At 47.3% G+C, this 21,636-nt stretch carries 25 protein-coding genes; 19 read left to right on the top strand and 6 right to left on the bottom strand.

Annotation, left to right across the window (positions count from 1 at the left end; all coding sequences use genetic code 11):
• The first annotated feature begins 95 nt into the window (after positions 1-95).
• From gabT to gdh, 4 genes are all read left to right on the top strand, one after another.
• Complete coding sequence (gene gabT, locus LNN34_RS14230; RefSeq protein ID WP_099043695.1) at positions 96-1,409, top strand: 4-aminobutyrate--2-oxoglutarate transaminase; 1,314 nt, start codon at positions 96-98, stop codon at positions 1,407-1,409.
• Positions 1,410-1,479: 70 nt separating this feature from the next.
• The gene (gabD, locus tag LNN34_RS14225; protein ID WP_229043679.1) at positions 1,480-2,868 is read left to right on the top strand and encodes a succinate-semialdehyde dehydrogenase; all 1,389 of its coding nucleotides are present in this window, start codon (positions 1,480-1,482) and stop codon (positions 2,866-2,868) included.
• Between the two features lie 125 nt (positions 2,869-2,993).
• A complete protein-coding gene (gene glcU, locus LNN34_RS14220) occupies positions 2,994-3,857 on the top strand; it encodes a glucose uptake protein GlcU (RefSeq protein ID WP_024120228.1) in 864 nt (287 codons plus the stop codon).
• Positions 3,858-3,875: 18 nt separating this feature from the next.
• Positions 3,876-4,661 carry a glucose 1-dehydrogenase gene (gdh, locus tag LNN34_RS14215; RefSeq protein WP_044161863.1) on the top strand — a complete coding sequence of 262 codons (786 nt, stop codon included), beginning with the start codon at positions 3,876-3,878 and terminating at the stop codon, positions 4,659-4,661.
• A gap of 42 nt (positions 4,662-4,703) precedes the next feature.
• Here gdh and LNN34_RS14210 read toward each other — a convergent pair whose 3' ends face one another.
• Genes LNN34_RS14210 through LNN34_RS14200 form a run of 3 tightly spaced genes read right to left on the bottom strand, consistent with a single transcriptional unit; the run spans position 4,704 to position 7,570 of the window.
• Positions 4,704-5,324: a YcnI family protein gene (locus LNN34_RS14210; RefSeq protein WP_044161857.1), complete on the bottom strand. Its 621-nt coding sequence runs from the start codon at positions 5,322-5,324 to the stop codon at positions 4,704-4,706.
• A gap of 13 nt (positions 5,325-5,337) precedes the next feature.
• Positions 5,338-6,963, bottom strand: coding sequence for a copper resistance CopC/CopD family protein (locus tag LNN34_RS14205; protein ID WP_229043678.1), 1,626 nt, complete (start codon positions 6,961-6,963; stop codon positions 5,338-5,340).
• Between the two features lie 34 nt (positions 6,964-6,997).
• A complete protein-coding gene (locus tag LNN34_RS14200) occupies positions 6,998-7,570 on the bottom strand; it encodes a DeoR family transcriptional regulator (RefSeq protein ID WP_229043677.1) in 573 nt (190 codons plus the stop codon).
• A gap of 162 nt (positions 7,571-7,732) precedes the next feature.
• On the opposite strand from LNN34_RS14200, the gene LNN34_RS14195 reads away from it, so the two are divergent.
• From LNN34_RS14195 to LNN34_RS14175, 5 genes are all read left to right on the top strand, one after another.
• The gene (locus LNN34_RS14195; RefSeq protein WP_044161850.1) at positions 7,733-8,086 is read left to right on the top strand and encodes a hypothetical protein; all 354 of its coding nucleotides are present in this window, start codon (positions 7,733-7,735) and stop codon (positions 8,084-8,086) included.
• A 167-nt stretch (positions 8,087-8,253) separates the two neighbouring features.
• On the top strand, positions 8,254-9,687 hold the full coding sequence (locus tag LNN34_RS14190; protein ID WP_193660111.1) for a PTS mannitol transporter subunit IICB: 1,434 nt from the start codon (positions 8,254-8,256) through the stop codon (positions 9,685-9,687).
• A gap of 24 nt (positions 9,688-9,711) precedes the next feature.
• Positions 9,712-10,143: a PTS sugar transporter subunit IIA gene (locus LNN34_RS14185; RefSeq protein WP_229043676.1), complete on the top strand. Its 432-nt coding sequence runs from the start codon at positions 9,712-9,714 to the stop codon at positions 10,141-10,143.
• A gap of 1 nt (position 10,144) precedes the next feature.
• Entirely contained in the window at positions 10,145-11,266 is a 1,122-nt protein-coding gene (locus LNN34_RS14180) for a mannitol-1-phosphate 5-dehydrogenase (protein WP_044161844.1), read from the top strand.
• Between the two features lie 88 nt (positions 11,267-11,354).
• Entirely contained in the window at positions 11,355-12,419 is a 1,065-nt protein-coding gene (locus LNN34_RS14175) for a tartrate dehydrogenase (protein WP_082687806.1), read from the top strand.
• On the opposite strand, the gene LNN34_RS14170 is transcribed toward LNN34_RS14175, so the two are convergent.
• A complete protein-coding gene (locus tag LNN34_RS14170) occupies positions 12,405-13,013 on the bottom strand; it encodes a dienelactone hydrolase family protein (protein WP_229043675.1) in 609 nt (202 codons plus the stop codon). The two genes, LNN34_RS14175 and LNN34_RS14170, sit on opposite strands and share 15 nt — an antisense overlap.
• An 85-nt stretch (positions 13,014-13,098) precedes the next feature.
• Here LNN34_RS14170 and LNN34_RS14165 point away from each other — a divergent pair, with 85 nt between their 5' ends.
• Positions 13,099-13,491, top strand: a complete 393-nt coding sequence (locus tag LNN34_RS14165) for a 3-hydroxyacyl-ACP dehydratase FabZ family protein (RefSeq protein ID WP_069487506.1) — start codon at positions 13,099-13,101, stop codon at positions 13,489-13,491.
• A gap of 35 nt (positions 13,492-13,526) precedes the next feature.
• Here LNN34_RS14165 and LNN34_RS14160 read toward each other — a convergent pair whose 3' ends face one another.
• A complete protein-coding gene (locus LNN34_RS14160) occupies positions 13,527-13,691 on the bottom strand; it encodes a hypothetical protein (RefSeq protein ID WP_024120240.1) in 165 nt (54 codons plus the stop codon).
• Positions 13,692-13,822: 131 nt separating this feature from the next.
• On the opposite strand from LNN34_RS14160, the gene LNN34_RS14155 reads away from it, so the two are divergent.
• The 9 genes from LNN34_RS14155 to LNN34_RS14115 all read left to right on the top strand — a co-directional run bounded on the left by LNN34_RS14155 (position 13,823) and on the right by LNN34_RS14115 (position 21,245).
• Complete coding sequence (locus LNN34_RS14155) at positions 13,823-14,572, top strand: Cof-type HAD-IIB family hydrolase (protein ID WP_024120241.1); 750 nt, start codon at positions 13,823-13,825, stop codon at positions 14,570-14,572.
• A 206-nt stretch (positions 14,573-14,778) separates the two neighbouring features.
• Positions 14,779-15,546 carry a 5-oxoprolinase subunit PxpA gene (locus LNN34_RS14150; RefSeq protein ID WP_059353108.1) on the top strand — a complete coding sequence of 256 codons (768 nt, stop codon included), beginning with the start codon at positions 14,779-14,781 and terminating at the stop codon, positions 15,544-15,546.
• An 18-nt stretch (positions 15,547-15,564) separates the two neighbouring features.
• Positions 15,565-16,779, top strand: a complete 1,215-nt coding sequence (locus LNN34_RS14145) for an NRAMP family divalent metal transporter (RefSeq protein WP_044161836.1) — start codon at positions 15,565-15,567, stop codon at positions 16,777-16,779.
• A gap of 5 nt (positions 16,780-16,784) precedes the next feature.
• A complete protein-coding gene (locus LNN34_RS14140; RefSeq protein ID WP_324251400.1) occupies positions 16,785-17,576 on the top strand; it encodes a putative hydro-lyase in 792 nt (263 codons plus the stop codon).
• 44 nt (positions 17,577-17,620) lie between these two features.
• Positions 17,621-18,343 carry a 5-oxoprolinase subunit PxpB gene (pxpB, locus tag LNN34_RS14135; protein WP_229043674.1) on the top strand — a complete coding sequence of 241 codons (723 nt, stop codon included), beginning with the start codon at positions 17,621-17,623 and terminating at the stop codon, positions 18,341-18,343.
• 2 nt (positions 18,344-18,345) lie between these two features.
• Positions 18,346-19,353, top strand: a complete 1,008-nt coding sequence (locus tag LNN34_RS14130; RefSeq protein ID WP_229043745.1) for a biotin-dependent carboxyltransferase family protein — start codon at positions 18,346-18,348, stop codon at positions 19,351-19,353.
• Between the two features lie 16 nt (positions 19,354-19,369).
• A complete protein-coding gene (locus tag LNN34_RS14125) occupies positions 19,370-20,122 on the top strand; it encodes an IclR family transcriptional regulator (RefSeq protein ID WP_059334505.1) in 753 nt (250 codons plus the stop codon).
• A 63-nt stretch (positions 20,123-20,185) separates the two neighbouring features.
• A complete protein-coding gene (locus LNN34_RS14120) occupies positions 20,186-20,827 on the top strand; it encodes a GDSL-type esterase/lipase family protein (protein ID WP_202656681.1) in 642 nt (213 codons plus the stop codon).
• 172 nt (positions 20,828-20,999) lie between these two features.
• On the top strand, positions 21,000-21,245 hold the full coding sequence (locus LNN34_RS14115) for a YczI family protein (RefSeq protein WP_010333057.1): 246 nt from the start codon (positions 21,000-21,002) through the stop codon (positions 21,243-21,245).
• Between the two features lie 2 nt (positions 21,246-21,247).
• Here LNN34_RS14115 and LNN34_RS14110 read toward each other — a convergent pair whose 3' ends face one another.
• Positions 21,248-21,538 (bottom strand): antibiotic biosynthesis monooxygenase family protein, encoded by a 291-nt coding sequence (locus LNN34_RS14110; protein WP_024120249.1) that lies wholly within the window; start codon positions 21,536-21,538, stop codon positions 21,248-21,250.
• Between the last annotated feature and the right edge of the window lie 98 nt (positions 21,539-21,636).

Here is a 21,636-nt window from a genome sequence, read left to right as displayed (position 1 = left end):
CCTTCTGGTACCATCAAAAAGTTATAATTGGTACTTTTCATCATACCAAAAAGAAGTCAGAATGGTAAGAAAATAATGACATTGGGGGAATTCACATGAGCCAAACAACGGCATCAACTTTCACTACAGCAGAGTGGCAGCAAAAACGGGACCGATTTGTCTCAAAAGGTGTGAGCAACGGAAACCGCAGCCTGGCGGTAAAAGGAGAGGGAGCAGAGCTGTATGATTTGGACGGCCGGAGATTTATTGATTTTGCTGGCGCTATTGGAACTTTAAACGTCGGACACTCGCATCCGAAGGTGGTAGAAGCTGTGAAGCGGCAGGCGGAGGAGCTGATCCATCCGGGCTTTAACGTCATGATGTATCCGTCTTATATTGAATTAGCTGAAAAGCTTTGCGGCATTGCGCCGGGCACTCATGAGAAAAAAGCGATTTTCCTCAATTCCGGAGCGGAAGCGGTGGAAAACGCTGTGAAAATCGCCAGAAAGTATACCAAACGCCAAGGCGTTGTCTCGTTTACACGCGGGTTCCACGGACGCACGAATATGACAATGAGCATGACAAGCAAGGTAAAGCCGTACAAATTCGGTTTCGGCCCATTTGCATCAGAGGTATATCAGGCGCCGTTTCCGTATTATTATCAGAAGCCTGACGGACTGAGTGATGATGCATATGACGATATGGTCATTCAAGCGTTCAATGACTTCTTTATCGCAGCAGTTGCTCCTGAAACGGTAGCGTGTGTTGTGATGGAGCCGGTGCAGGGAGAAGGCGGATTCATTATTCCTTCTAAACGGTTTGTGCAGCACGTCGCTTCCTTCTGTAAAGAACACGGCATCGTCTTTGTAGCCGATGAAATTCAAACCGGATTTGCCAGAACGGGCACTTATTTCGCGATCGAGCACTTTGATGTCGTGCCAGACCTGATCACGGTTTCGAAATCTCTTGCGGCTGGGCTGCCGTTAAGCGGTGTGATCGGACGCGCGGAAATGCTTGATGCGGCGGCGCCCGGAGAGCTCGGCGGCACGTATGCGGGAAGTCCGCTTGGGTGCGCGGCGGCATTGGCTGTTTTGGACATTATTGAAGAAGAAGGCTTGAATGAACGTTCTGAGGAAATCGGCAGGATCATTGAAGAAAAAGCGCTTGAATGGCAAACAGAATACCCGTTTATCGGTGACATCCGCAGACTTGGGGCGATGGCAGCAATCGAGATCGTCAAAGACCCTGAAACACGTGAACCTGATAAAGCGAAAGCGGCAGCCATCGCAGCGTACGCGAATCAAAACGGATTGCTGCTGCTGACTGCCGGTATCAACGGCAATATCATCCGCTTCCTGACGCCGCTGGTTATTTCAGATGACCTTCTGAATGAAGGGCTCCACATTGTGGAAGCAGGTCTGCGAGCTTAATCATTGGAAAGAGAACACACGGGTCTGCTATCATTTTAAGTAAATCCAAGAATAGAAAGGAATGTTCAATATGCCAGATCAATTAACGGTCTACAACCCGGCTACAGGCGAGGCGATCAAAACGATTCCTCAGCAATCAGCCAAAGAAGTAGAAGAAGCCATTGAACGTTCACATCAAGCGTTTACATCATGGTCTAAAACATCAGCGAACGAAAGAGCGTCTCTTTTGAAAAAGTGGTATGAGCTAATCGTTGAACATAAAGAAGAACTTGCAGATTTAATTACGAAGGAAAACGGAAAACCGTACCAGGAAGCTGTCGGGGAGGTGCTGTACGGCGCCGGTTATATCGAATGGTTCGCGGAGGAAGCGAAGCGTGTGTACGGAAGAACCGTTCCGGCTCCGACAACCGGAAAACGAATTGTCGTGACGCGCCAGGCAGTCGGCCCAGTTGCCGCGATTACGCCTTGGAATTTCCCAAATGCGATGATTACACGTAAAGCGGCGCCTGCTCTTGCTGCCGGCTGTACGTTTATCATCAAGCCGGCGCCTGATACACCGCTGTCAGCTTATGAACTTGCACGCCTCGCATACGAAGCGGGTATTCCAAAAGACGTGCTTCAGGTTGTCATCGGTGATGGCGAGGAGATCGGAAACGTTTTTACAAGCAGTCCGAAAATCCGCAAAATCACCTTTACAGGATCAACACCTGTAGGGAAAATCCTGATGAAAAACAGCGCTGATACTGTGAAACACGTATCCATGGAGCTCGGCGGACATGCCCCGCTGATTGTGGATGAAGATGCAAACATTGATCTTGCTGTTGAACAGGCAATGGTGTCTAAATACCGAAACGCGGGCCAAACATGTGTATGCGCCAATCGGCTCATCGTCCATGAATCCATCAAAGATGAATTTGCTGCGAAACTGAGCGAGCAAGTATCGAAGCTGAAGGTTGGAAATGGACTTGAGGAAGGCATAAACGTCGGTCCGATTATCAACAAAAGGGGCTTTGAAAAAATCGTCAGCCAAATTGATGATGCGGTTGAAAAAGGAGCGAAGGTTGTCGCTGGGGGCACTTATGAACGAAACGATGATAAAGGCTGCTACTTTGTCAATCCGACAGTGCTCGCTGACGTCGATACGTCTATGAATATCATGCACGAGGAAACATTCGGCCCTGTTGCGCCAATCGTCACTTTTACAGATATTGATGAAGCAATTGAGCTCGCCAACGATACACCGTACGGCTTGGCTGCTTATTTCTTCACAGAAAATTACCGCCGCGGCATTTATATTTCCGAGAACCTTGATTACGGAATTATCGGCTGGAATGACGGAGGACCGTCCGCGGTTCAAGCTCCTTTCGGCGGAATGAAAGAAAGCGGAATCGGCCGTGAAGGCGGTTCAGAAGGTATTGAACCATACCTTGAAACAAAATATATGTCCATCGGTTTATAAACGAAACAATTTGCTCCTGAAGAGCTGCCGGAAGATCCGGCAGCTCTTTTTTTGTTTCAGCGAATAAACACATCAATTCCAGCCAAAATAACAGCAAATACATTTTGAAAGAAGGTTCCCCAACAATGGATTTATTTCTGGCTCTTCTCCCGGCTTTGTTTTGGGGGAGCATTGTTCTCTTCAATGTTAAATTAGGCGGCGGGCCGTACAGCCAAACACTGGGAACGACGATCGGGGCGTTAATTGTTTCTATCGTTATTTATTTGTTTGTCCAACCCGTCTTGTCCATGCGCATTTTTATCGTTGGAATTATATCCGGCTTATTTTGGTCACTTGGGCAGAGCAACCAGCTCAAAAGCATTCAGTTAATGGGTGTGTCCAAAACGATGCCGATTTCCACAGGGATGCAGCTTGTTTCCACCTCACTGTTCGGCGTCATTGTTTTCCGAGAGTGGTCAACACCGATTTCGATTACACTTGGAGTCCTCGCTCTTATCTTTATTATTGTCGGTATCGTTCTCACGTCATTAGAAGATAAGAAAGACAAAAAAGATGGAGAGCCGAGCAACTTAAAAAAGGGCATTTTAATCCTTCTGGTCTCGACATTAGGTTATTTGATTTATGTCGTTGTCGCAAGACTATTTAATGTATCTGGATGGTCCGCCCTGTTGCCGCAGGCGATCGGGATGGTCATTGGAGGGGTCATTTTAACCTATAAGCACAAGCCCTTCAACAAGTATGCCATCAGAAATATTCTCCCGGGCTTAATCTGGGCAGGGGGAAATATGTTTTTGTTTATTTCTCAACCGAAAGTCGGCGTTGCCACAAGCTTTTCTCTCTCTCAAATGGGAATTGTCATCTCGACGCTTGGCGGTATTTTCATCCTGCGTGAAAAGAAATCAAAACGCCAGCTGATTGCGATTGCGATCGGGATTGCACTGATTATTGCGGCTGCCGTATTTTTAGGAATCGCCAAAACGAATTCATAACAGCTAAGGAGGATGAATATGTATCCGGATTTAAAAGGAAAAGTCGTCGCTATCACAGGAGCTGCTTCAGGATTAGGAAAGGCAATGGCCATTCGCTTCGGCAAGGAGCAGGCGAAAGTGGTCATCAACTATTACAGTAATAAACAGGATCCAAACGAGGTAAAAGAAGAGGTCATCAAGGCGGGCGGTGAAGCCATTGTCGTCCAAGGAGACGTAACGAAAGAGGAAGATGTGAAAAATATCGTTCAAACAGCGATTAAAGAGTTCGGCACACTCGATATTATGATTAATAATGCCGGTCTTGAAAATCCCGTGCCGTCTCATGAAATGCCGCTCAAGGATTGGGAAAAAGTCATCAGCACGAACTTAACGGGCGCCTTTTTAGGAAGTCGTGAAGCGATTAAATATTTTGTTGAAAACGATATAAAAGGAAATGTCATTAATATGTCGAGCGTACATGAAGTGATTCCGTGGCCATTATTTGTTCACTATGCGGCAAGTAAAGGCGGAATCAAGCTGATGACGGAAACATTGGCATTGGAATATGCGCCGAAAGGCATTCGTGTCAACAATATCGGGCCAGGCGCGATCAACACGCCAATCAATGCTGAAAAATTTGCTGATCCTAAGCAGAGAGCAGATGTAGAAAGCATGATTCCGATGGGATATATCGGTGAACCGGAGGAAATTGCGGCAGTGGCAGCCTGGCTTGCTTCGAAGGAAGCCAGCTACGTCACAGGCATTACGTTATTCGCGGACGGCGGTATGACACAATACCCTTCCTTCCAGGCAGGACGCGGATAAAACAAAAAAAGCGACCCAGAACTCATCTGGATCGCTTTTTCTTTAGGCACGCTTTTTCTTTACTAGAGCTGCAACAGATAAAATAATGGCTGCCGCAGACAGCACAATCGCTGTGATATCAAGAGCCGATGAACCTGAGTCTGCAGAAGCAGAATCATCTTTCGTTTGAGTGGCGCCATGCTCATCTGTTACTTCTTTGGCTGCGGTGATTTTTGTAATGGCATGAGGCGTATCCGCATCTTCATCGCCTGTCCATTCAACTATGCTGCCGTCTTTGTAATATTGATAGGCATCCCAAGCGGCTTCCTCCGCTTTATCAGGGTTTTTGGCAACAAAGGTAAACTGCTGGAACTGGCCTTCCTGAATGCCTCCGTCAGTGGCCTCCCACGTCACGGACACTGATTTGTCGTCGTGTTTGGCAGTAGACACCTTCCAGCCAGGAACCGGTTCGTATTGCTGGAACTCAACATTCTTTGGCATTTTTAAAACAACCTTTGTTGTCGGCTGATTTTTTTCGGAAGGAACTTTCATTGTGTAGGTCTCCCATGATCCTGTGGCGGATTCAGCCGGTTTTACAGACACGTGCGCGCTGGCAGGCGCCGTAAAGAATAAAAGAGAGCCGATAACAGCTGGACATAGTGTGAATGCGATTTTTTTCAACAACTCAAACACTCCTTTAATTTGTCTTTGTAAACATGATATTGATTTCGTTAAAGTCGCCGGTCAGTCCGTGGACTTTGATCTTCCAGTTTCCCTTTTCATTAATGGACAGGTTTTCAGTCTGGAAGATGCCATCTGTTTTTTCCTTCAATTGAAACGTGCTTTTGTTTTTATTGCCTGACAGTCCCGTTTTATAAACGGCCAAGGTGATTTGCTGAATGTTTTTTACTGGGTCTCCGTTATGATCGGTAACCCTGAGTTCAAACTCGTTTTTGCCGGGCTGGTTCGGGCTGATGCTGAGAGAAACACTTTGCCCGTTTTCAATCGCTTTGGTTTGATAAAACGGTTCCGGTGCAGGCTCAGGCGGACTTGGCAGACTTGTAAATACGGCAGCTGTGATCAGGACAGCGATGCCGATTGCCCATTCCGCTTTTAGCGTGCGGGTGATTTTGGACCCCTGCCGTTTTCTGGTGAGCAGAAAATGAATACCGCCCAGAATCAGCATCAAAACAAACAGTCCGCTTTTGACTAACAAGGCTTGGCCATACGCCGTATGGAACAGTGAGTCCATTGACCGAATGATGAAAAATCCATTGAGCAAGCCCGAGAACAAAATGACACCGACTGCTGTGAGCGCCCATGGAGAGAACCGTTTCACCGTCTCCCAAGCAAGTGTTTTGTCCGGCTGTCTCCACTCCTGTGACAGCAGTAAAACGATGGCCGCTATTCCGCCGACCCAGATGGAGGCGGCCGATAAATGAAGGAAATCCATCAGGATACCGACTGTCTTTTCTTCAACAACAGCGGCATGTCCGGTAAACGCTTTGGCAAGCAGGAGGCCGAAAAAGAAAAGGAGCGGCGCCGTCCAATATGCGAAGGACGCAAAACGCTTTTTGCGTAACACTGGGACGGCAGACAGGACAAGCAGTACATACAGCACGGCCTGAATCATCCAAATTGTGCCTCCCGCGGTTTCAAACAGCGTCTCCTTCATGTACCCCGGCTGAAAGGCATTGCCCCAGCCGCCGCCTGCATTCGCTTTTGTCTGTATCGGAAGCTGAAGCAGGAGCGCCAGCCCCAGCACAGTGACTGAGATGACAAGCAAACGCTTTGTCCGTTTGGCGAGTTTTTTTCCGTCCCCTTTATACCAAAAGAGATGGAAGAAAATGGTCCCGATAAACAGAGAAAAGGCTGTATACAGAATGGCGCGGTCTGCAGCTGTTCCCGGATTCAGGGTTGAGCCTGATGTTTTCTGGCTGCTGAATCCTCCATCCGCTTTTCCGATGCTGAACGGGATGACGCCGGAAACAGGATGCCCGTCTGCCGAAACGGCATTCCATTCCGCTCTGTACACGTCATGAGGCAGATTCTTTTTCAGCTTCACGGTCATAATGTGATTGTTGTCTTTTTTGATTTCTGTTTTGTCCGTATCCACCCGGTCGCCGTCTGAATTATAGACTTTAATGTAGTGAAAGCCCTCTTCAACCGGTTCATTAAATTCAATTTCCACCTGTGCGGGAGCGCTTTTTAATTCACTGTTTTCTCCGGGTGAAGATTTGACAATATAGGCGTGAGCAAAGCTTGTTTTCGGCAGGAAAACAAGAAAAAGCAGAAGTATGATCCACCATCTGTTTCGTTGCATTACTCAGACACCACCTTCCGCTAATTATATTGTGTTATTTCTTGGTGCAGGTGCAGTGCTTTTTTCTGTCTCTCAGCATGTCTTCCAGCGCTTGATCGAAGGTGCGGACGGTTCCGCCAAAGCCTTTTTGAAAACGTTCAGCATGGTCAAGAGTCGCAAACGGTATGGCCTGCGGCTGGCAGCAGTGCAGATTTAATTCAGCGTTTACAACAAAATAAGCCGAAGCGGCACTGACCGTAGTTTGTAACAGAAAGTCTTTGCAAATCAAATGAGAAACCTCTTCCGTTTTATCTGCATACCGCAAAAACGCGCAATGCGCGCAGCACAGCTGTTCAATGTCTTGTGTCACCGTGATCAGCTGGACCGAATAAGCCTGATTGGCCGGCTTTAGGCAATAGCTGCACGTGTGATCAGCCTGAGGCGCACGGACTGGGAGCGTGATGCCGCCGGCCGTTTTTATCACCTGGTTTGATTGGACAAGCTGATTCACATCTCTGTATACTGTCATTTCTGACACACCGAACCGTTGACTGATATCAGAAATTCTGAGCGTGCCTTCTTTTTTCAGCCACTCAAGTATGTGCTGCTGTCTATTAATCGGAAGCATTCATACATCCCCTTCATTAAGATCTTCTTAAGCGTAGAGGATTTCAAAGACCGAGACAAGTATGCTGGTGATAAAAAATGTGAAAATGTGTTGAACAGTAACAAAACGAAACAGAAGGGTCTCTGGTATAATGGACATATGAATGGAGAGTGAAAATACCATATGAAAGAAACAGTATGCCCGAACTGCGGCAAACCTTTGACAGGCGACATGGTCAGATCGTCAAATGTCCCGTGCCAATTTCGCTGCGGTCACTGCCGGGAACGGCTTTACGAATATAAAGTATCAGCTCCGATTATGATTGTGTCTTTGGCACTCATCGTGCTGCTTATTTATCTTTTGATGCTCCTTCGCAATGCGGCAGGCTCAATGATTCCGGCCGTTCAGCATGTGCCGATGGCTGTTTTTGCGCTTGTGTGCGCCTATCCTGTATTTATTGTGAGTGAACGGATGATCGCGAAGTATGTGATTCAAAACGGAAAGATTATTTATAGAGGAAAGAGAAAAGGCTCCTAAAACAGGAGCCTTTTTATTTTTAAAAAATTGTCACACCCATGTGCCAAAGTCCTCTTTACTTTCAATTGTGCACATACTGTAAGCGTTTTAATATAGAGTCAAAGGGAAGCATCATTCTCTGACATTATCATTCTTTTAGCGACAAACAAAACAGGGAGGGTTTATATATGCAGCAAGAACAGCAGCAAGGCGGCATGAAAGTGAAAGTTCAGCGCTTTGGCAGTTATTTGAGCGGAATGATCATGCCGAATATCGGCGCGTTTATCGCGTGGGGCATCATTACCGCTTTGTTTATTCCGGCGGGATGGTTTCCGAATGAGCAGCTGAATACGCTGGTCAGCCCGATGATTACGTATTTACTGCCGCTTTTGATAGCGTATACAGGCGGAAAAATGATTTACGACCACCGCGGCGGAGTCGTCGGTGCGACGGCGGCAATCGGAGTAATTGTCGGGTCTGATATTCCGATGTTTCTAGGCGCGATGATAATGGGGCCGCTGGGCGGATATCTCATTAAGCAAACTGATAAATTATTCAAGGACAAAGTAAAACAAGGCTTTGAGATGCTGATTAACAACTTTACGGCAGGAATTGTCGGCGCGGCTTTAACGATTCTCGCGTTTTATGCGATCGGCCCAGTCGTTCTGACGTTAAATCAATTACTGGCGGCCGGTGTAGAGGTCATTGTACACGCTAACTTGCTGCCTGTTGCAAGCGTTTTCGTGGAACCGGCGAAGGTCTTGTTCTTAAATAACGCGATCAACCACGGTATCTTAAGCCCGATTGGAATCGAGCAGGCAGCCAATACCGGAAAGTCAATTCTGTTTTTAGTTGAAGCAAACCCTGGACCGGGGCTCGGCATTTTGCTCGCGTATATGTTCTTTGGAAAAGGATCTTCAAAATCAACGGCTCCTGGAGCGGCAATTATTCATTTCTTCGGGGGGATTCACGAAATTTACTTCCCGTACATTTTAATGAAGCCGGCATTGATTTTGGCAGCGATTGCAGGCGGAGCAAGCGGACTCCTAACGTTCTCTATCTTTAACGCCGGTCTGGTCGCAGCATCGTCACCAGGCAGCATTATCGCATTGATGGCTATGACGCCAAGAGGCGGATACTTCGGCGTATTGGCAGGCGTATTGGTTGCCGCAGCCGTTTCGTTCATCGTGTCAGCTGTGATCCTGAAGTCTTCGAAAGCAAGCGAAGAAGATCTCGCAGCGGCAACAGAAAAAATGCAGTCCATGAAGGGGAAGAAAAGCCAAGCTGCAGCTGCTTTAGAGGCAGAACAAGCAAAAGCTGAGGAAGCGTCTGAGCTGTCTCCTGAAAGCGTCAATAACATTATTTTCGCATGTGACGCCGGAATGGGCTCGAGCGCGATGGGGGCTTCGATTTTAAGAAACAAAGTCAAAAAAGCAGACCTGGATATCAGCGTGACCAACACGGCGATTAACAATCTGCCGAGCGATGCGGATATTGTCATTACCCACAAAGACTTAACAGATCGAGCAAAGGCAAAGCTGCCGAATGCGACGCACTTATCAGTGGATAACTTCTTAAACAGTCCGAAATATGACGAGCTTATTGAAAAGCTAAAAAAGTAATCTCATAGAAAGAGAGTGATACTCATGCAAGTACTCGCAAAAGAAAACATCAAACTCAATCAAACGGTTGCAACAAAAGAAGAAGCGATCAGATTGGCGGGCCAAACGCTGATTGACAACGGCTACGTGACAGACGATTATATTGAAAAAATTTTTGAACGGGAAGAAACATCTTCTACCTTTATGGGGAATTTTATTGCCATCCCCCATGGCACAGAAGATGCCAAAAGCGAAGTGCTTCACTCAGGGATTTCAATCATTCAAATTCCTGGCGGAGTAGAGTATGGAGAAGGAAACACAGCCAAAGTCGTATTCGGCATTGCCGGAAAAAATAACGAGCATTTAGACATTTTGTCTAGCATCGCCATCATCTGCTCAGAAGAAGAAAACATTGAACGCCTGATTTCTGCGAAAAGCGAAGAAGATTTGATCGCGATTTTCAACGAGGTGAACTAGCATGATTGCCTTACATTTCGGTGCGGGAAATATCGGGAGGGGCTTTATCGGTGCGCTGCTTCACCACTCCGGCTATGAAGTGGTGTTTGCGGATGTAAATGACACGATGGTCGGCCTCCTTAATGAAAAACGGGCATACACTGTTGAACTCGCAGAAGAAGGGCGTTCATCAGAGGTGATCGGCCCGGTCAGCGCCATCAACAGCGGCAGCCAGCCGGAGGAGCTGTATCGGCTGATCAATGAGGCGGCGCTCATCACGACGGCTGTCGGCCCGAATGTATTGAAGCTGATTGCCCCGTCTATCGCAGAAGGCTTAAGACGAAGAAGCTCTGCCGACACAATGAATATCATTGCCTGTGAAAATATGATTGGCGGAAGCAGCTTCTTAAAAAAAGAAGTATACAGCCACTTAACAGAGGCGGAGCAGGAGGCTGTCGGCAACACTGTCGGATTCCCGAATTCCGCGGTTGACCGGATCGTGCCGATTCAGCATCATGAAGATCCGCTCAAAGTGTCGGTTGAGCCGTTCTTTGAATGGGTCATCGACGAATCAGGCTTTATAGGGGAAACACCGGCAATAAAAGGGGCGCTGTTTGTTGATGATTTAACGCCGTACATCGAACGAAAGCTGTTTACCGTTAATACCGGCCATGCTGTAACGGCCTATGTCGGCTATCAGCGCGGATTAAAAACGATAAAAGAAGCGATCGATCATCCGGAAATCCGCCGTGTTGTTCACTCGGCGCTGCTTGAAACCGGTGATTATCTCATTAAAACGTATGGATTTAAGCAATCAGAACACGAGCAATATATTAAAAAGATCATCGGCCGCTTTGAAAATGAATTTATCACCGACGATGTGACCCGTGTGGCGAGATCGCCGCTCAGAAAGCTTGGAGAAAATGACAGGCTTGTAGGTCCGGCGAAGAAAATCAAAGAGCCGAATGCGCTGGCAGAAGGCATTGCTGCGGCGCTGCGATTCGACTTTGCCGGTGATCCGGAAGCGGTCGAGCTGCAAGCGCTGATCGCGGAAAAAGGATACAGCGGAGTGCTTCACGAGGTGTGCGGTATTCCGTCTCATGAACCGCTGCATGCCATCGTTTTAAAGAAATTGAATCAATAACCGGACCCGTGACTATACGTCACGGGCTTTTTTTACCATCTCGCAATCTAGTATAATAGAAAACGCTTACGATAACAGGGGGAGGAGAATGACGATGAAACAATTCGAGATTGCGGCAATACCGGGAGACGGAGTAGGAAAAGAGGTTGTAGCCGCTGCTGAGAAAGTGCTTCACACAGCAGCTGAGGTTCACGGAGGTTTGTCATTCTCATTTACGTCATTTCCATGGAGCTGTGACTATTATATGGAGCACGGCGAAATGATGCCTGAGAACGGAATACATACGCTCACTCAATTTGAAGCGGTTTTCTTGGGAGCGGTCGGAAATCCGAAACTGGTTCCCGACCATATTTCCTTATGGGGTCTGCTGCTGAAGATCAGGAGAGAGCTTGAGCTTTCCATTAATATGAGACCAGCCAAACAAATGGCCGGCATCACGTCGCCGCTGCGGCATCCGAACGATTTTGATCTAGTGGTGATTCGCGAGAACAGTGAAGGTGAATACAGTGAAGTCGGCGGACGCATTCACAGGGGTGACGATGAAATCGCCATCCAGAATGCCGTGTTTACGAGAAAAGCGACAGAACGTGTCATGCGTTTTGCCTTTGAATTGGCGAAAAAACGGCGCGGCCATGTGACAAGCGCGACAAAATCTAATGGCATTTATCACGCGATGCCGTTTTGGGATGAAGTCTTTCAGCAGACTGCGGCTGATTACAGCGGAATCGAAACGTCATCCCAGCATATTGATGCGTTGGCCGCTTTTTTTGTGACGCGTCCGGAAACGTTTGATGTCATTGTGGCAAGCAACCTGTTCGGTGATATTTTAACCGACATCAGCTCAAGCCTGATGGGAAGCATTGGCATTGCGCCGTCTGCGAACATTAACCCGTCCGGCAAGTACCCATCCATGTTCGAACCGGTTCATGGCTCAGCTCCGGATATTGCCGGCAAAGGCCTTGCCAACCCAATCGGCCAGATTTGGACAGCGAAGCTGATGCTTGACCATTTCGGAGAGGAAGAACTGGGGGCAAAGATCCTCAATGTGATGGAACGAGTCACGGCTGACGGCATTAAAACACGCGACATTGGCGGACAAAGCACGACGGAAGAGGTCACTGACGAAATTTGTGTGCGTTTAAGAAAACTTTGATAGAACAGAGCGGGGCAGACTTTCTGCCTCGTTTTTTATGATGGAAAGCGTTTTGAAGAAGATTGCCCTGTCAAAATAAACCGAATCAGGATTGGCAAAGCCGTGAAGAGCATCAAATTGATAAATCTCCAAATCGTGATGCTGTTTTTCCCGCAGTTTTTTGACGAGAAGAGCAACATCAAACGACGGTTCATATGAAGGGAAAAACAATAGAACCGGGCAGGAAGGAATGTGATCAAGGCAATCGCGTATCCGGGAACCGTAATAACATACAGCTCCGCTCACCTCAGGCATACTGCTGCATTTCCATGCGATCGTTGCACCTGCGCTGAACCCGATCACAAAAATGCGTCGTCCCGCGTTTTGCCTAATCAAGTTTTGAATGATGATTTCTCCTGTTTTCAGCCGTTCAAGTTTTGTAAACTGTTCGTATGCGGTTTTTTCCTCTTGCGGTCTGTAAACTTCACCATCACCGAGCAGGTTAGGTGTCATCACATCATATCCAGCCATTTTGATCAGGCGGACGATTTTTTTCATATGGCTGTTTACACCGTATATTTCGTGTGCGAGAATGACGAGCGGTTTTTGGGGCATAACGGTCTCCTTTTGTATTTTTTCCATTATATCCTATCGTTCAGCTTTAGGCTGATATATAATGGTCAAAAAAAGGAGAAATAGAATGAACTTATTATCTTTGCCTCACCGCTACCCATTTTTATTAATTGACGGCGTGACGGAAAGCGAGCCCGGCAAGCATGCAGCTGCTTATAAGCTGGTCAGTGAGAACGACTGGTTTATCACTGACACGCAAACAGAAATGCCTTTTTCACTTGTGATTGAAGCGCTTGCGCAAACCGCAGCTTTTACAGGGATTACAGATGAGAACAGCTTGGGCTTATTGTCATCCGTGAAGAAAGCGGAAAAGCTGGGCGCGGCCATACCCGGTGACCGGCTTGATCTTACGTTTGAAGTCACGCGCAACCGGCGCGGGTTTGTGTTTGGACATGCCAAGGCGTCAGTGGGCGGGCAGCCTATTGCTGAAGCTGAAATCGGCATCTATATTGAAAAATGAAAAAAACCCTTCACTACGATTTGTGAGGGGTTCTATTATTTCGTATCGTAATCCCGTTCGCTTTGTGAGTCATCTCGTTGCTGCCGCTTTTGTTTTTCATCATTCATGTTTTCCTTCAGCTCTTCATTCGGTATCGGATCGGTCAAGTCATTATGTTCGGGGTTTTCATTAGGGCGGTTCTGCTGTTTTCTCTCTTTCATATTTTTATCACCTCACCATTTGTTTTCCTCTAATGTCTCCACTTGAAACATGTAAATGGCTGTTTTGTTCCGCTGGGTATAATGTATTAGAATAGAACCAGAACAACTAAAAGATAAAGAGAGGTACATATATGTCTGTTCAAAGAGAAGATGTGAATATCAAGCTGATTGCTATTGATATGGACGGAACACTGCTGAATGACGAGCAGCTGATTTCAGACGAAAACCGCAACGCGATTCGTGAGGCGGAGGATAAAGGCGTCTACGTGGTCATCAGTACGGGCCGGACGCTGATGACGTGCCGGGAGCTGGCTGAGTCGCTGAAGCTGTCGTCTTTTTTAATCACGGCTAACGGAAGCGAAATCTGGGACTCCAATTTTAATTTAGTGGAACGCAAGCTCCTCCACACGGATCACATCAAAATGATGTGGGATTTGCGGAATAAGCACAACACTAATTTCTGGGCTTCAACTGTTAACAAAGTGTGGAGAGGCGAGTTCCCGGAAAACATCACTGATCATGAATGGCTTAAATTCGGATTTGACATAGAAGATGACGACATCCGAAACGAAGTGCTGGCGGAGCTCAGAAAAAATAAAGAGCTTGAAATCACAAACTCAAGCCCGACAAACATCGAGGTCAACGCGCTCGGCATCAACAAAGCCGCAGCCCTTGCGAAGGTTTCTGAAAAACTCGGCTTTACGATGGAAAATGTCATGGCGATGGGCGACAGCCTGAATGATATCGCGATGATCAAAGAAGCCGGGCTGGGCGTAGCGATGGGCAATGCCCAAGACGTCGTGAAGGAAACGGCTGATTGGATCACTGATACAAATATAGAAGATGGCGTCGCTAAAGCGATACGCCATTGGGTACTATAAGAAAAAAGAGTCCTGAGATAAGGACTCTTTTCTTTTTTATCAGGGAGATTTTCTTCTAGGACCATGGTAGGTTTTCTAACAAAGTTATTTCACAAACTGATATGATTGAATATAATGAAATAAAGTTCAAAAATTCGGAATAGTTGTTCCGAATTTCGGAACAATAAAATACATAAAGCAATCGTTTGCTTGGCAGGAGGGATTCTGTGTTTCAAGTTGATTTAAATTGTGATTTAGGGGAAAGCTTCGGAGCCTATACGATAGGTCTTGATCAAGATATTTTAGAGTTTGTCACTTCAGCGAATGTCGCATGCGGATTTCATGCAGGGGATCCAAGTGTCATGCGGAAAACAGTTGCCCTTGCTGCTGAAAAAGGCGTGAAAATCGGCGCTCACCCGGGACTCCCGGATTTGCTCGGCTTCGGCCGCCGAAATATAGCGATTTCTCCAGAGGAAGCATATGATCTTGTGGTTTATCAAATTGGCGCCTTGTCAGGGTTTTTAAAAGCGGAAGGACTTCACATGCAGCACGTCAAGCCGCACGGCGCTTTGTACAATATGGCCGCAGTCGATCAGAAGCTATCGGACGCCATTGCAAAAGCTGTCTGCAAGGTAGATCCAGGACTGATTCTTTTCGGCCTTGCTGAGAGCGAGCTTGTAAAAGCGGGAGAACGGATCGGGCTTCAAACAGCAAGTGAAGTGTTCGCCGACAGAACATACCAAGCGGACGGCACACTGACACCGCGTTCTCAGCCTGATGCGCTGATTGAAAGCGATAATGCCGCTGTCAGCCAGGTGATCAAAATGGTAAAAGAGGGAGCGGTCAAATCCCAGCAAGGGCATGATGTGTCCTTAAAAGCAGATACGGTTTGCATTCACGGAGACGGTGCCCATGCGCTGACGTTTGCGCAAAAAATACGAAAAGAGCTTAAAGCGTCCGGAATCGAAGTGACTGCTATTTCAGCGCAGAAGTAATCAGAAGGAGGAAAATAGATGGAGCAGCAGAAAAAAACAGCAGGGAAAAAAACGGGCAGCTGGTCGTTGCTGATGGGGGCCGCCTTTTTAATGGCGACATCAGCAATCGGCCCGGGATTCCTGACACAAACCGCAACATTCACAAACACACTCGCAGCAAGCTTCGGTTTTGTTATTTTCATTTCTATTATTTTGGATATCTTTGCTCAAACCAACGTATGGCGCATCATTGCGGTCTCAGGAAAAAGGGGCCAGGAGATTGCGAATATGGTGCTTCCCGGACTGGGATATTTTATCGCCATTCTCGTCGTGCTTGGCGGACTTGCCTTTAATATCGGGAATATCGGAGGGGCTGGGCTCGGACTTCAAGTCTTGTTCGGTATTACACCAGAAACAGGCGCCTTAATCAGCGCCGTCATCGCCATTCTGATTTTTGTCATCAAGGAAGCAGGAAAAGCGATGGACCGTTTTACGCAAATCGCGGGTTTTGTCATGATTATTTTAACTGTCTTTGTTGCGGTCACCACAGCGCCGCCGGTCGGACAGGCTGTGGCTAACACGTTTGTCCCTGAACATATCAGTATATTTGCAATTGTCACATTAGTCGGCGGAACCGTCGGGGGATATATCACATTTGCCGGCGGACATCGTTTGCTTGATGCAGGGATTAAAGGCAAGGAATCCATCCCCCAGGTGACAAAAAGCTCAGTTATCGGCATTTTAATTACATCTATCATGCGGATCGCCCTTTTCTTAGCTGTGCTCGGCGTTGTTTCAAAAGGCCTGCACATTGACGAAAGCAACCCGGCGGCCTCTGTGTTCCAGCTGGCAGCGGGAAATGTCGGTTATAAAATCTTCGGATTGATCATGTGGTCAGCGGCCATTACGTCTGTTATCGGGGCCGCTTATACATCTGTTTCGTTTTTTAAAACCTTTTCTCCAAAAATTGAAAAGAATTCACGCGGCATTATTATCGGATTTATTGTCGTTTCTACATTAGCCTTCGTCACCATCGGCCAGCCGGCGAAAATTCTCGTGCTTGTCGGATCTCTGAACGGTTTGATTCTGCCGATCGCGCTTGGAACGCTGCTTATTGCCGCGCATAAGAAAAACATTGTCGGTGATTATAAGCATCCGCTTTGGCTGACAGGCTCAGGTGCACTGGTTGTCATCGTCATGGCGATTATGGGCGTCTACACGTTATTTACACAACTTCCTCAATTGTGGGGCTGATAAGAGTGGATCATTTGAACAAGATGGCGCCAAGAGATGTGCGCGCCTTTATACGAGAGGGACAAATAAACGGGCCGACCGCCGGAATGTCCGGCGGCTATGCTCAAGCGAACCTTGTGATTTTGAAAAAAGATTTGGCATTTGACTTTCTGCTGTTTTGCCAGCGGAATCCAAAACCCTGTCCGGTGCTGGATGTGACGGAATCCGGTTCGCCTGTGGCGTCGCTTGCAGCGCCGGATGCGGATATCAGAACAGATTTTCCAAAATACCGTGTATACAGGCACGGTGTTTTGACAGATGAGGTATCTGATATTACGCCATACTGGGAGGACGATTTTGTCGGCTTTCTGATCGGATGCAGTTTCTCTTTTGAACAAGCGCTGATCAATAATGGAATACCCGTCAGACATATCGAAGAGGGGACGAACGTTCCGATGTACAAAACGAATATAGATTGTGTTCCGGCGGGGCCGTTTCATGGACAGATGGTTGTCAGTATGAGACCGGTTCCTGAACGGCTCGCTGTACGCGCCGCACAGGTGACATCGCGTTTTCCGGCTGTGCACGGAGGACCGATTCATATCGGCAATCCAAAAGCGATCGGCATACAGGATTTGAGCAATCCAGATTTCGGAGATGCCGTTTCTGTTCGTGAAGGCGAGGTTCCTCTATTTTGGGCATGCGGGGTAACTCCGCAAGCTGTGGCTATGAATGTAAAACCTGAAATAGTCATCACACATGCGCCGGGGCATATGCTCATCACAGATATTCGAGACGAGTCGCTTGCGGTGCTGTAACCTCTCGTCCTCCAGATGAACGAGAAATAAACGAGGTGAGAAAGATGACTGAACGATTACAAATCGAACAGCTCGGTGATTCTGCAATGATGATCCGATTTGGAGAAGAAATAAGCGAGAAAGTAAACGGTCTTGTCCATGCCGCTGCCGCTTATATAGAAGAACAGCCGTTTCCGGGATTCATTGAATGTATCCCGGCTTTTACGAGTCTTACCGTATTTTATGATATGTATGAAGTGTATAAGCATTTGCCTCAAGGCATCAGCTCGCCTTTTGAGAAGGTGAAACGTTATGTTCATGAGCGGCTCGGAGAATTAACGGCTGATTATGAAAGCAGCCGCCGCGTCGTTGAAATTCCCGTCTGCTATGGCGGTGAATTCGGGCCTGATTTAGAAGAGGTGGCGAAGATCAATCATCTGACACCCGAAGAGGTCATTGAGATTCATACAGGCGGTGAATATGCGGTGTATATGCTGGGCTTTGCACCAGGGTTTCCTTTCTTAGGCGGGATGTCCAAACGCATTGCAGCTCCAAGGAAATCATCGCCAAGACCATCGATTCCCGCCGGTTCAGTCGGAATTGCGGGACTGCAAACAGGCGTTTATCCGATTTCGACACCGGGCGGCTGGCAGCTGATCGGCAAAACGCCGCTGGCTCTATTCCGGCCGCAGGAAAACCCGCCAACGTTATTAAGAGCAGGAGATATTGTTACATTCGTCCGCATCTCAGAGGATGACTATCACGCCTATAAGGAGGAGTCCAATTGAGCATGAAAGTGTTAAAACCCGGACTGCTCACAACGGTTCAGGATATAGGCAGAACGGGGTATCAAAAATACGGCGTGCTGGCAAGCGGCGCCATGGACACGGTGTCGCTTCGAATTGCCAATCTGCTGATCGGTAACAGCGAAAAAGAAGCCGGCCTTGAAATTACGCTGATGGGTCCCGGCCCGTCGCTTTATGTGTCAGAACCAATGCTGATTGCCGTAACAGGAGCGGACTTTACCCTGCGTGTGAATGATGAGGAAGCGCCTCTTTGGAAACCTGTGCTCGTTAAGGGAAACAGCACGGTCACCTTCGGCCCCTGCAAACTCGGCAGCCGCGCTTATATAGCGACAGCCGGCGGCTTCAATGTACCTGCTGTGATGGGAAGCAAAAGCACGTATGTCAGAGCGGGCATCGGCGGATTTCGCGGAAGAGCGCTTCAGAAGGAAGATGAACTGCCGATCGGAGAGATGTCATCTCTTTCGAAAACCATCGTCTCCCGCTTGAGCCAGCACCTTGGTCAGCGAGGGTTTGCGGCGCCGAATTGGTCAGTCAGCCGATACAGATTTCTGCCGTTAAAAAAGAATCCGGTGATCCGAGTGCTGGAAGGAAAACAATTCTCTTTTTTCACAGAAGAATCGAAAACGCGGTTTTATGAAGAAACGTTTCGTGTCACTCCGCAGTCCGATCGTATGGGCTACAGGCTCAAAGGAGAACCGCTTGAATTGAAGGCGCCGCTTGAGATGGTGTCAGAGGCGGTTACATTTGGAACAGTTCAGGTGCCGCCTGACGGCAATCCGATTATCCTGCTTGCAGACCGGCAGACGACGGGAGGCTATCCGAGGATCGCTCACATCATTTCAGCTGATCTTCCGATTGCCTCGCAAATTATGCCGGGTGAGCACGTCCAATTTGAGCCTGTATCCCTTCAAGAAGCGGAAGCGCTTTTCATTGAACGGGAAGCGTATCTAAAAGAACTGAAAACAAGAATGAAAATGGAATGGCTGATATAACAAAGGGGGTGGAATGATGCAGAATAAAAACAAAACCGTAGTGAAATCTATGGCGCTGCTCAATTTGTTTTTGCATGAACCAAGCCTTACTTTAAGCGAACTCGTTTCCCTGTCAGGAATGCCGAAAACCTCTGTTCACCGAATGGTCAGCTCACTGGAAGAAATGGGATTCCTCAATCGAGACCCATACGGCGTTTATACGCTTGGCCTGGTGTTTTTGGAATTCGGACAGCTTGTCGCGGACAGACTCGATATCAGAAAAATAGCCAAGCCTGTGATGGAAGAGCTTTGCCGTGAAGTAGATGAAGCCGTTCATTTGATCATGAGGGACGGAAATGAAGCGATCTACGTGGAGAAGATTGAAGGGACACAGACCGTTCGCCTGTACACTGCAATCGGCCGGCGTTCTCCTCTGTATGCCGGGGCATGTGCCCGGAGTATTTTATCTTTTCTGCCCCGTGAAGAAATTGAAGCGTACATCAAACAGACAGAGCTCATTCCGATCGGTTCAGGGACCATTACAGAACCGTCAAAGCTTCTTGAGGCGATTGAGACCTCGGTGCAAAATGGCTATACCGTCAGCTATTCAGAACTCGAAAACTATACGGCCGCTATTGGCGCGCCGATTTTTAACCATCATCACCAGGTGGCGGCCGGCATCAGTATTGCAGGGTTTGAAGCGAGATTTACAGAAGACAGGCTGCCGTACTTAACGGAAAAGGTAAAACAAGCCGCTTTACAGATTTCCAGAAAAATAGGGTATCCATAAGTAGCCGATCTTTTCTCTGCTGCGTACATTAACGTATCGACGTTCATGAGTGGAGGAAAAATCATGGTGCTTCAGTATACAGCGCTCGGAGATTCTTTAACGACGGGGAGAGGCTCAGGGCTGTTTTCTGCAGGATTTGTCCAGCGCTTCAGAGACATGATGGAAGCCGATCTGAAATCAAAAACAGCCGTATCGGTTTTCGCCAAATCCGGCCTTGATACAGAGGAAATCCTCGGGCTCCTGTCATATCCTTATGTGCAAAAACAAATTCAAGCCGCTGATATGATTACGATCACAGGGTGCGGAAATGATCTCATTGAATCTGTATTATCCTATCAATCTTCTCAGGATGAAACGATTTTCAGACGTGCGTCCGCGCATTGTCATGAGAATTTTGAAAAGATGATTGCCCAAATCGCCAACATCAAAGGGTCAGATCCATCACCTTACGCCATCCGTGTTTTTAATTTATACAACCCGTTTCCCAGCATTGGCATTGCTGATCAATGGATTACTTCATTTAATTCACATTTGAAAACGCTGGCATCAGCGCCTCATGTGAAAATCGCTGACGTTTACAGTGTCTTTAAAGGGAAAGAGCAGGAATACCTGTCTTTCGACGGTGTCCATCCGAATAGCAATGGCTATCAGGCAATGGCCGAAGTGCTCCGAGGAATAGGTTATCGAGAATTATCAGTTTCATAGAAAACGCGCCTGATCACTGGCGCGTTTTTTTATATGAATTCAAATATTAAAAGAAACTTAAATTTCCCCGTCTCATGTTCTATATACAAAAAAAGTGCGCTAGAATAATGGAGGGCAAAGGCAAATATAGGCATAACGCTCAATATTTCGTATATAAGGAAGGATGGTCCTTTTGTTTCGCATTTTTAAAATGTCTTTTGCGGTTATCATTATCATACTGGCGCTTATCGCTTTTAACTATACGGAACACACCTCTGTTATCCAATCGGTCATGCTCGTTTTTCTGGGAGCTGTCATGTTTATTCAGGGGCTTGAAGAACGCAAAAAAGAAAACGACAGCTCAGGAGCATTTAACATCTATACTGCCGTTTTCGTTTGGTCTGTTTCTCTCATCGGTTTTACGCTTTATATGATATAAATCTATGATACATCCAGAAAATGCTCAACCGTCGGGAACGGCGTATAGAACCGATGCAGCAAGGCTTTCCACTCTTTGTACTCGGAAGACCCGCGAAAGCCTTCAGTGTGGTCCTCAAGCGTTTCCCACTCTACGAGCAGCAGGTACTTATGTGTTTCTTCCATACATTTTGATAAAGAATGTGTGATATAGCCCTTCATTCCGGCAATGATAGGCGCCGCCAGCCGGAACGCATCCTCAAATTCTTGTTCAAGCCCCTCTTTAATATGAAGCATAGCTGCTTCTCTGACCATGCGATCCCTTCTTTCCTCTTTTCAAATAGTTTACAGGAAACGAAAGGAGATTTCTGCAAAATCGATGAACCTTTTCCTTCATTTTCAAAAAAATCTTG

The organism is Bacillus sp. AF23 (genome assembly GCF_020861455.1).
In the GTDB taxonomy this organism is placed as follows: Bacteria; Bacillota; Bacilli; order Bacillales; family Bacillaceae; genus Bacillus; species Bacillus halotolerans.
Note: the sequence above shows the minus strand (reverse complement) of the source record. Positions and strands in the feature narration are given on the sequence as shown.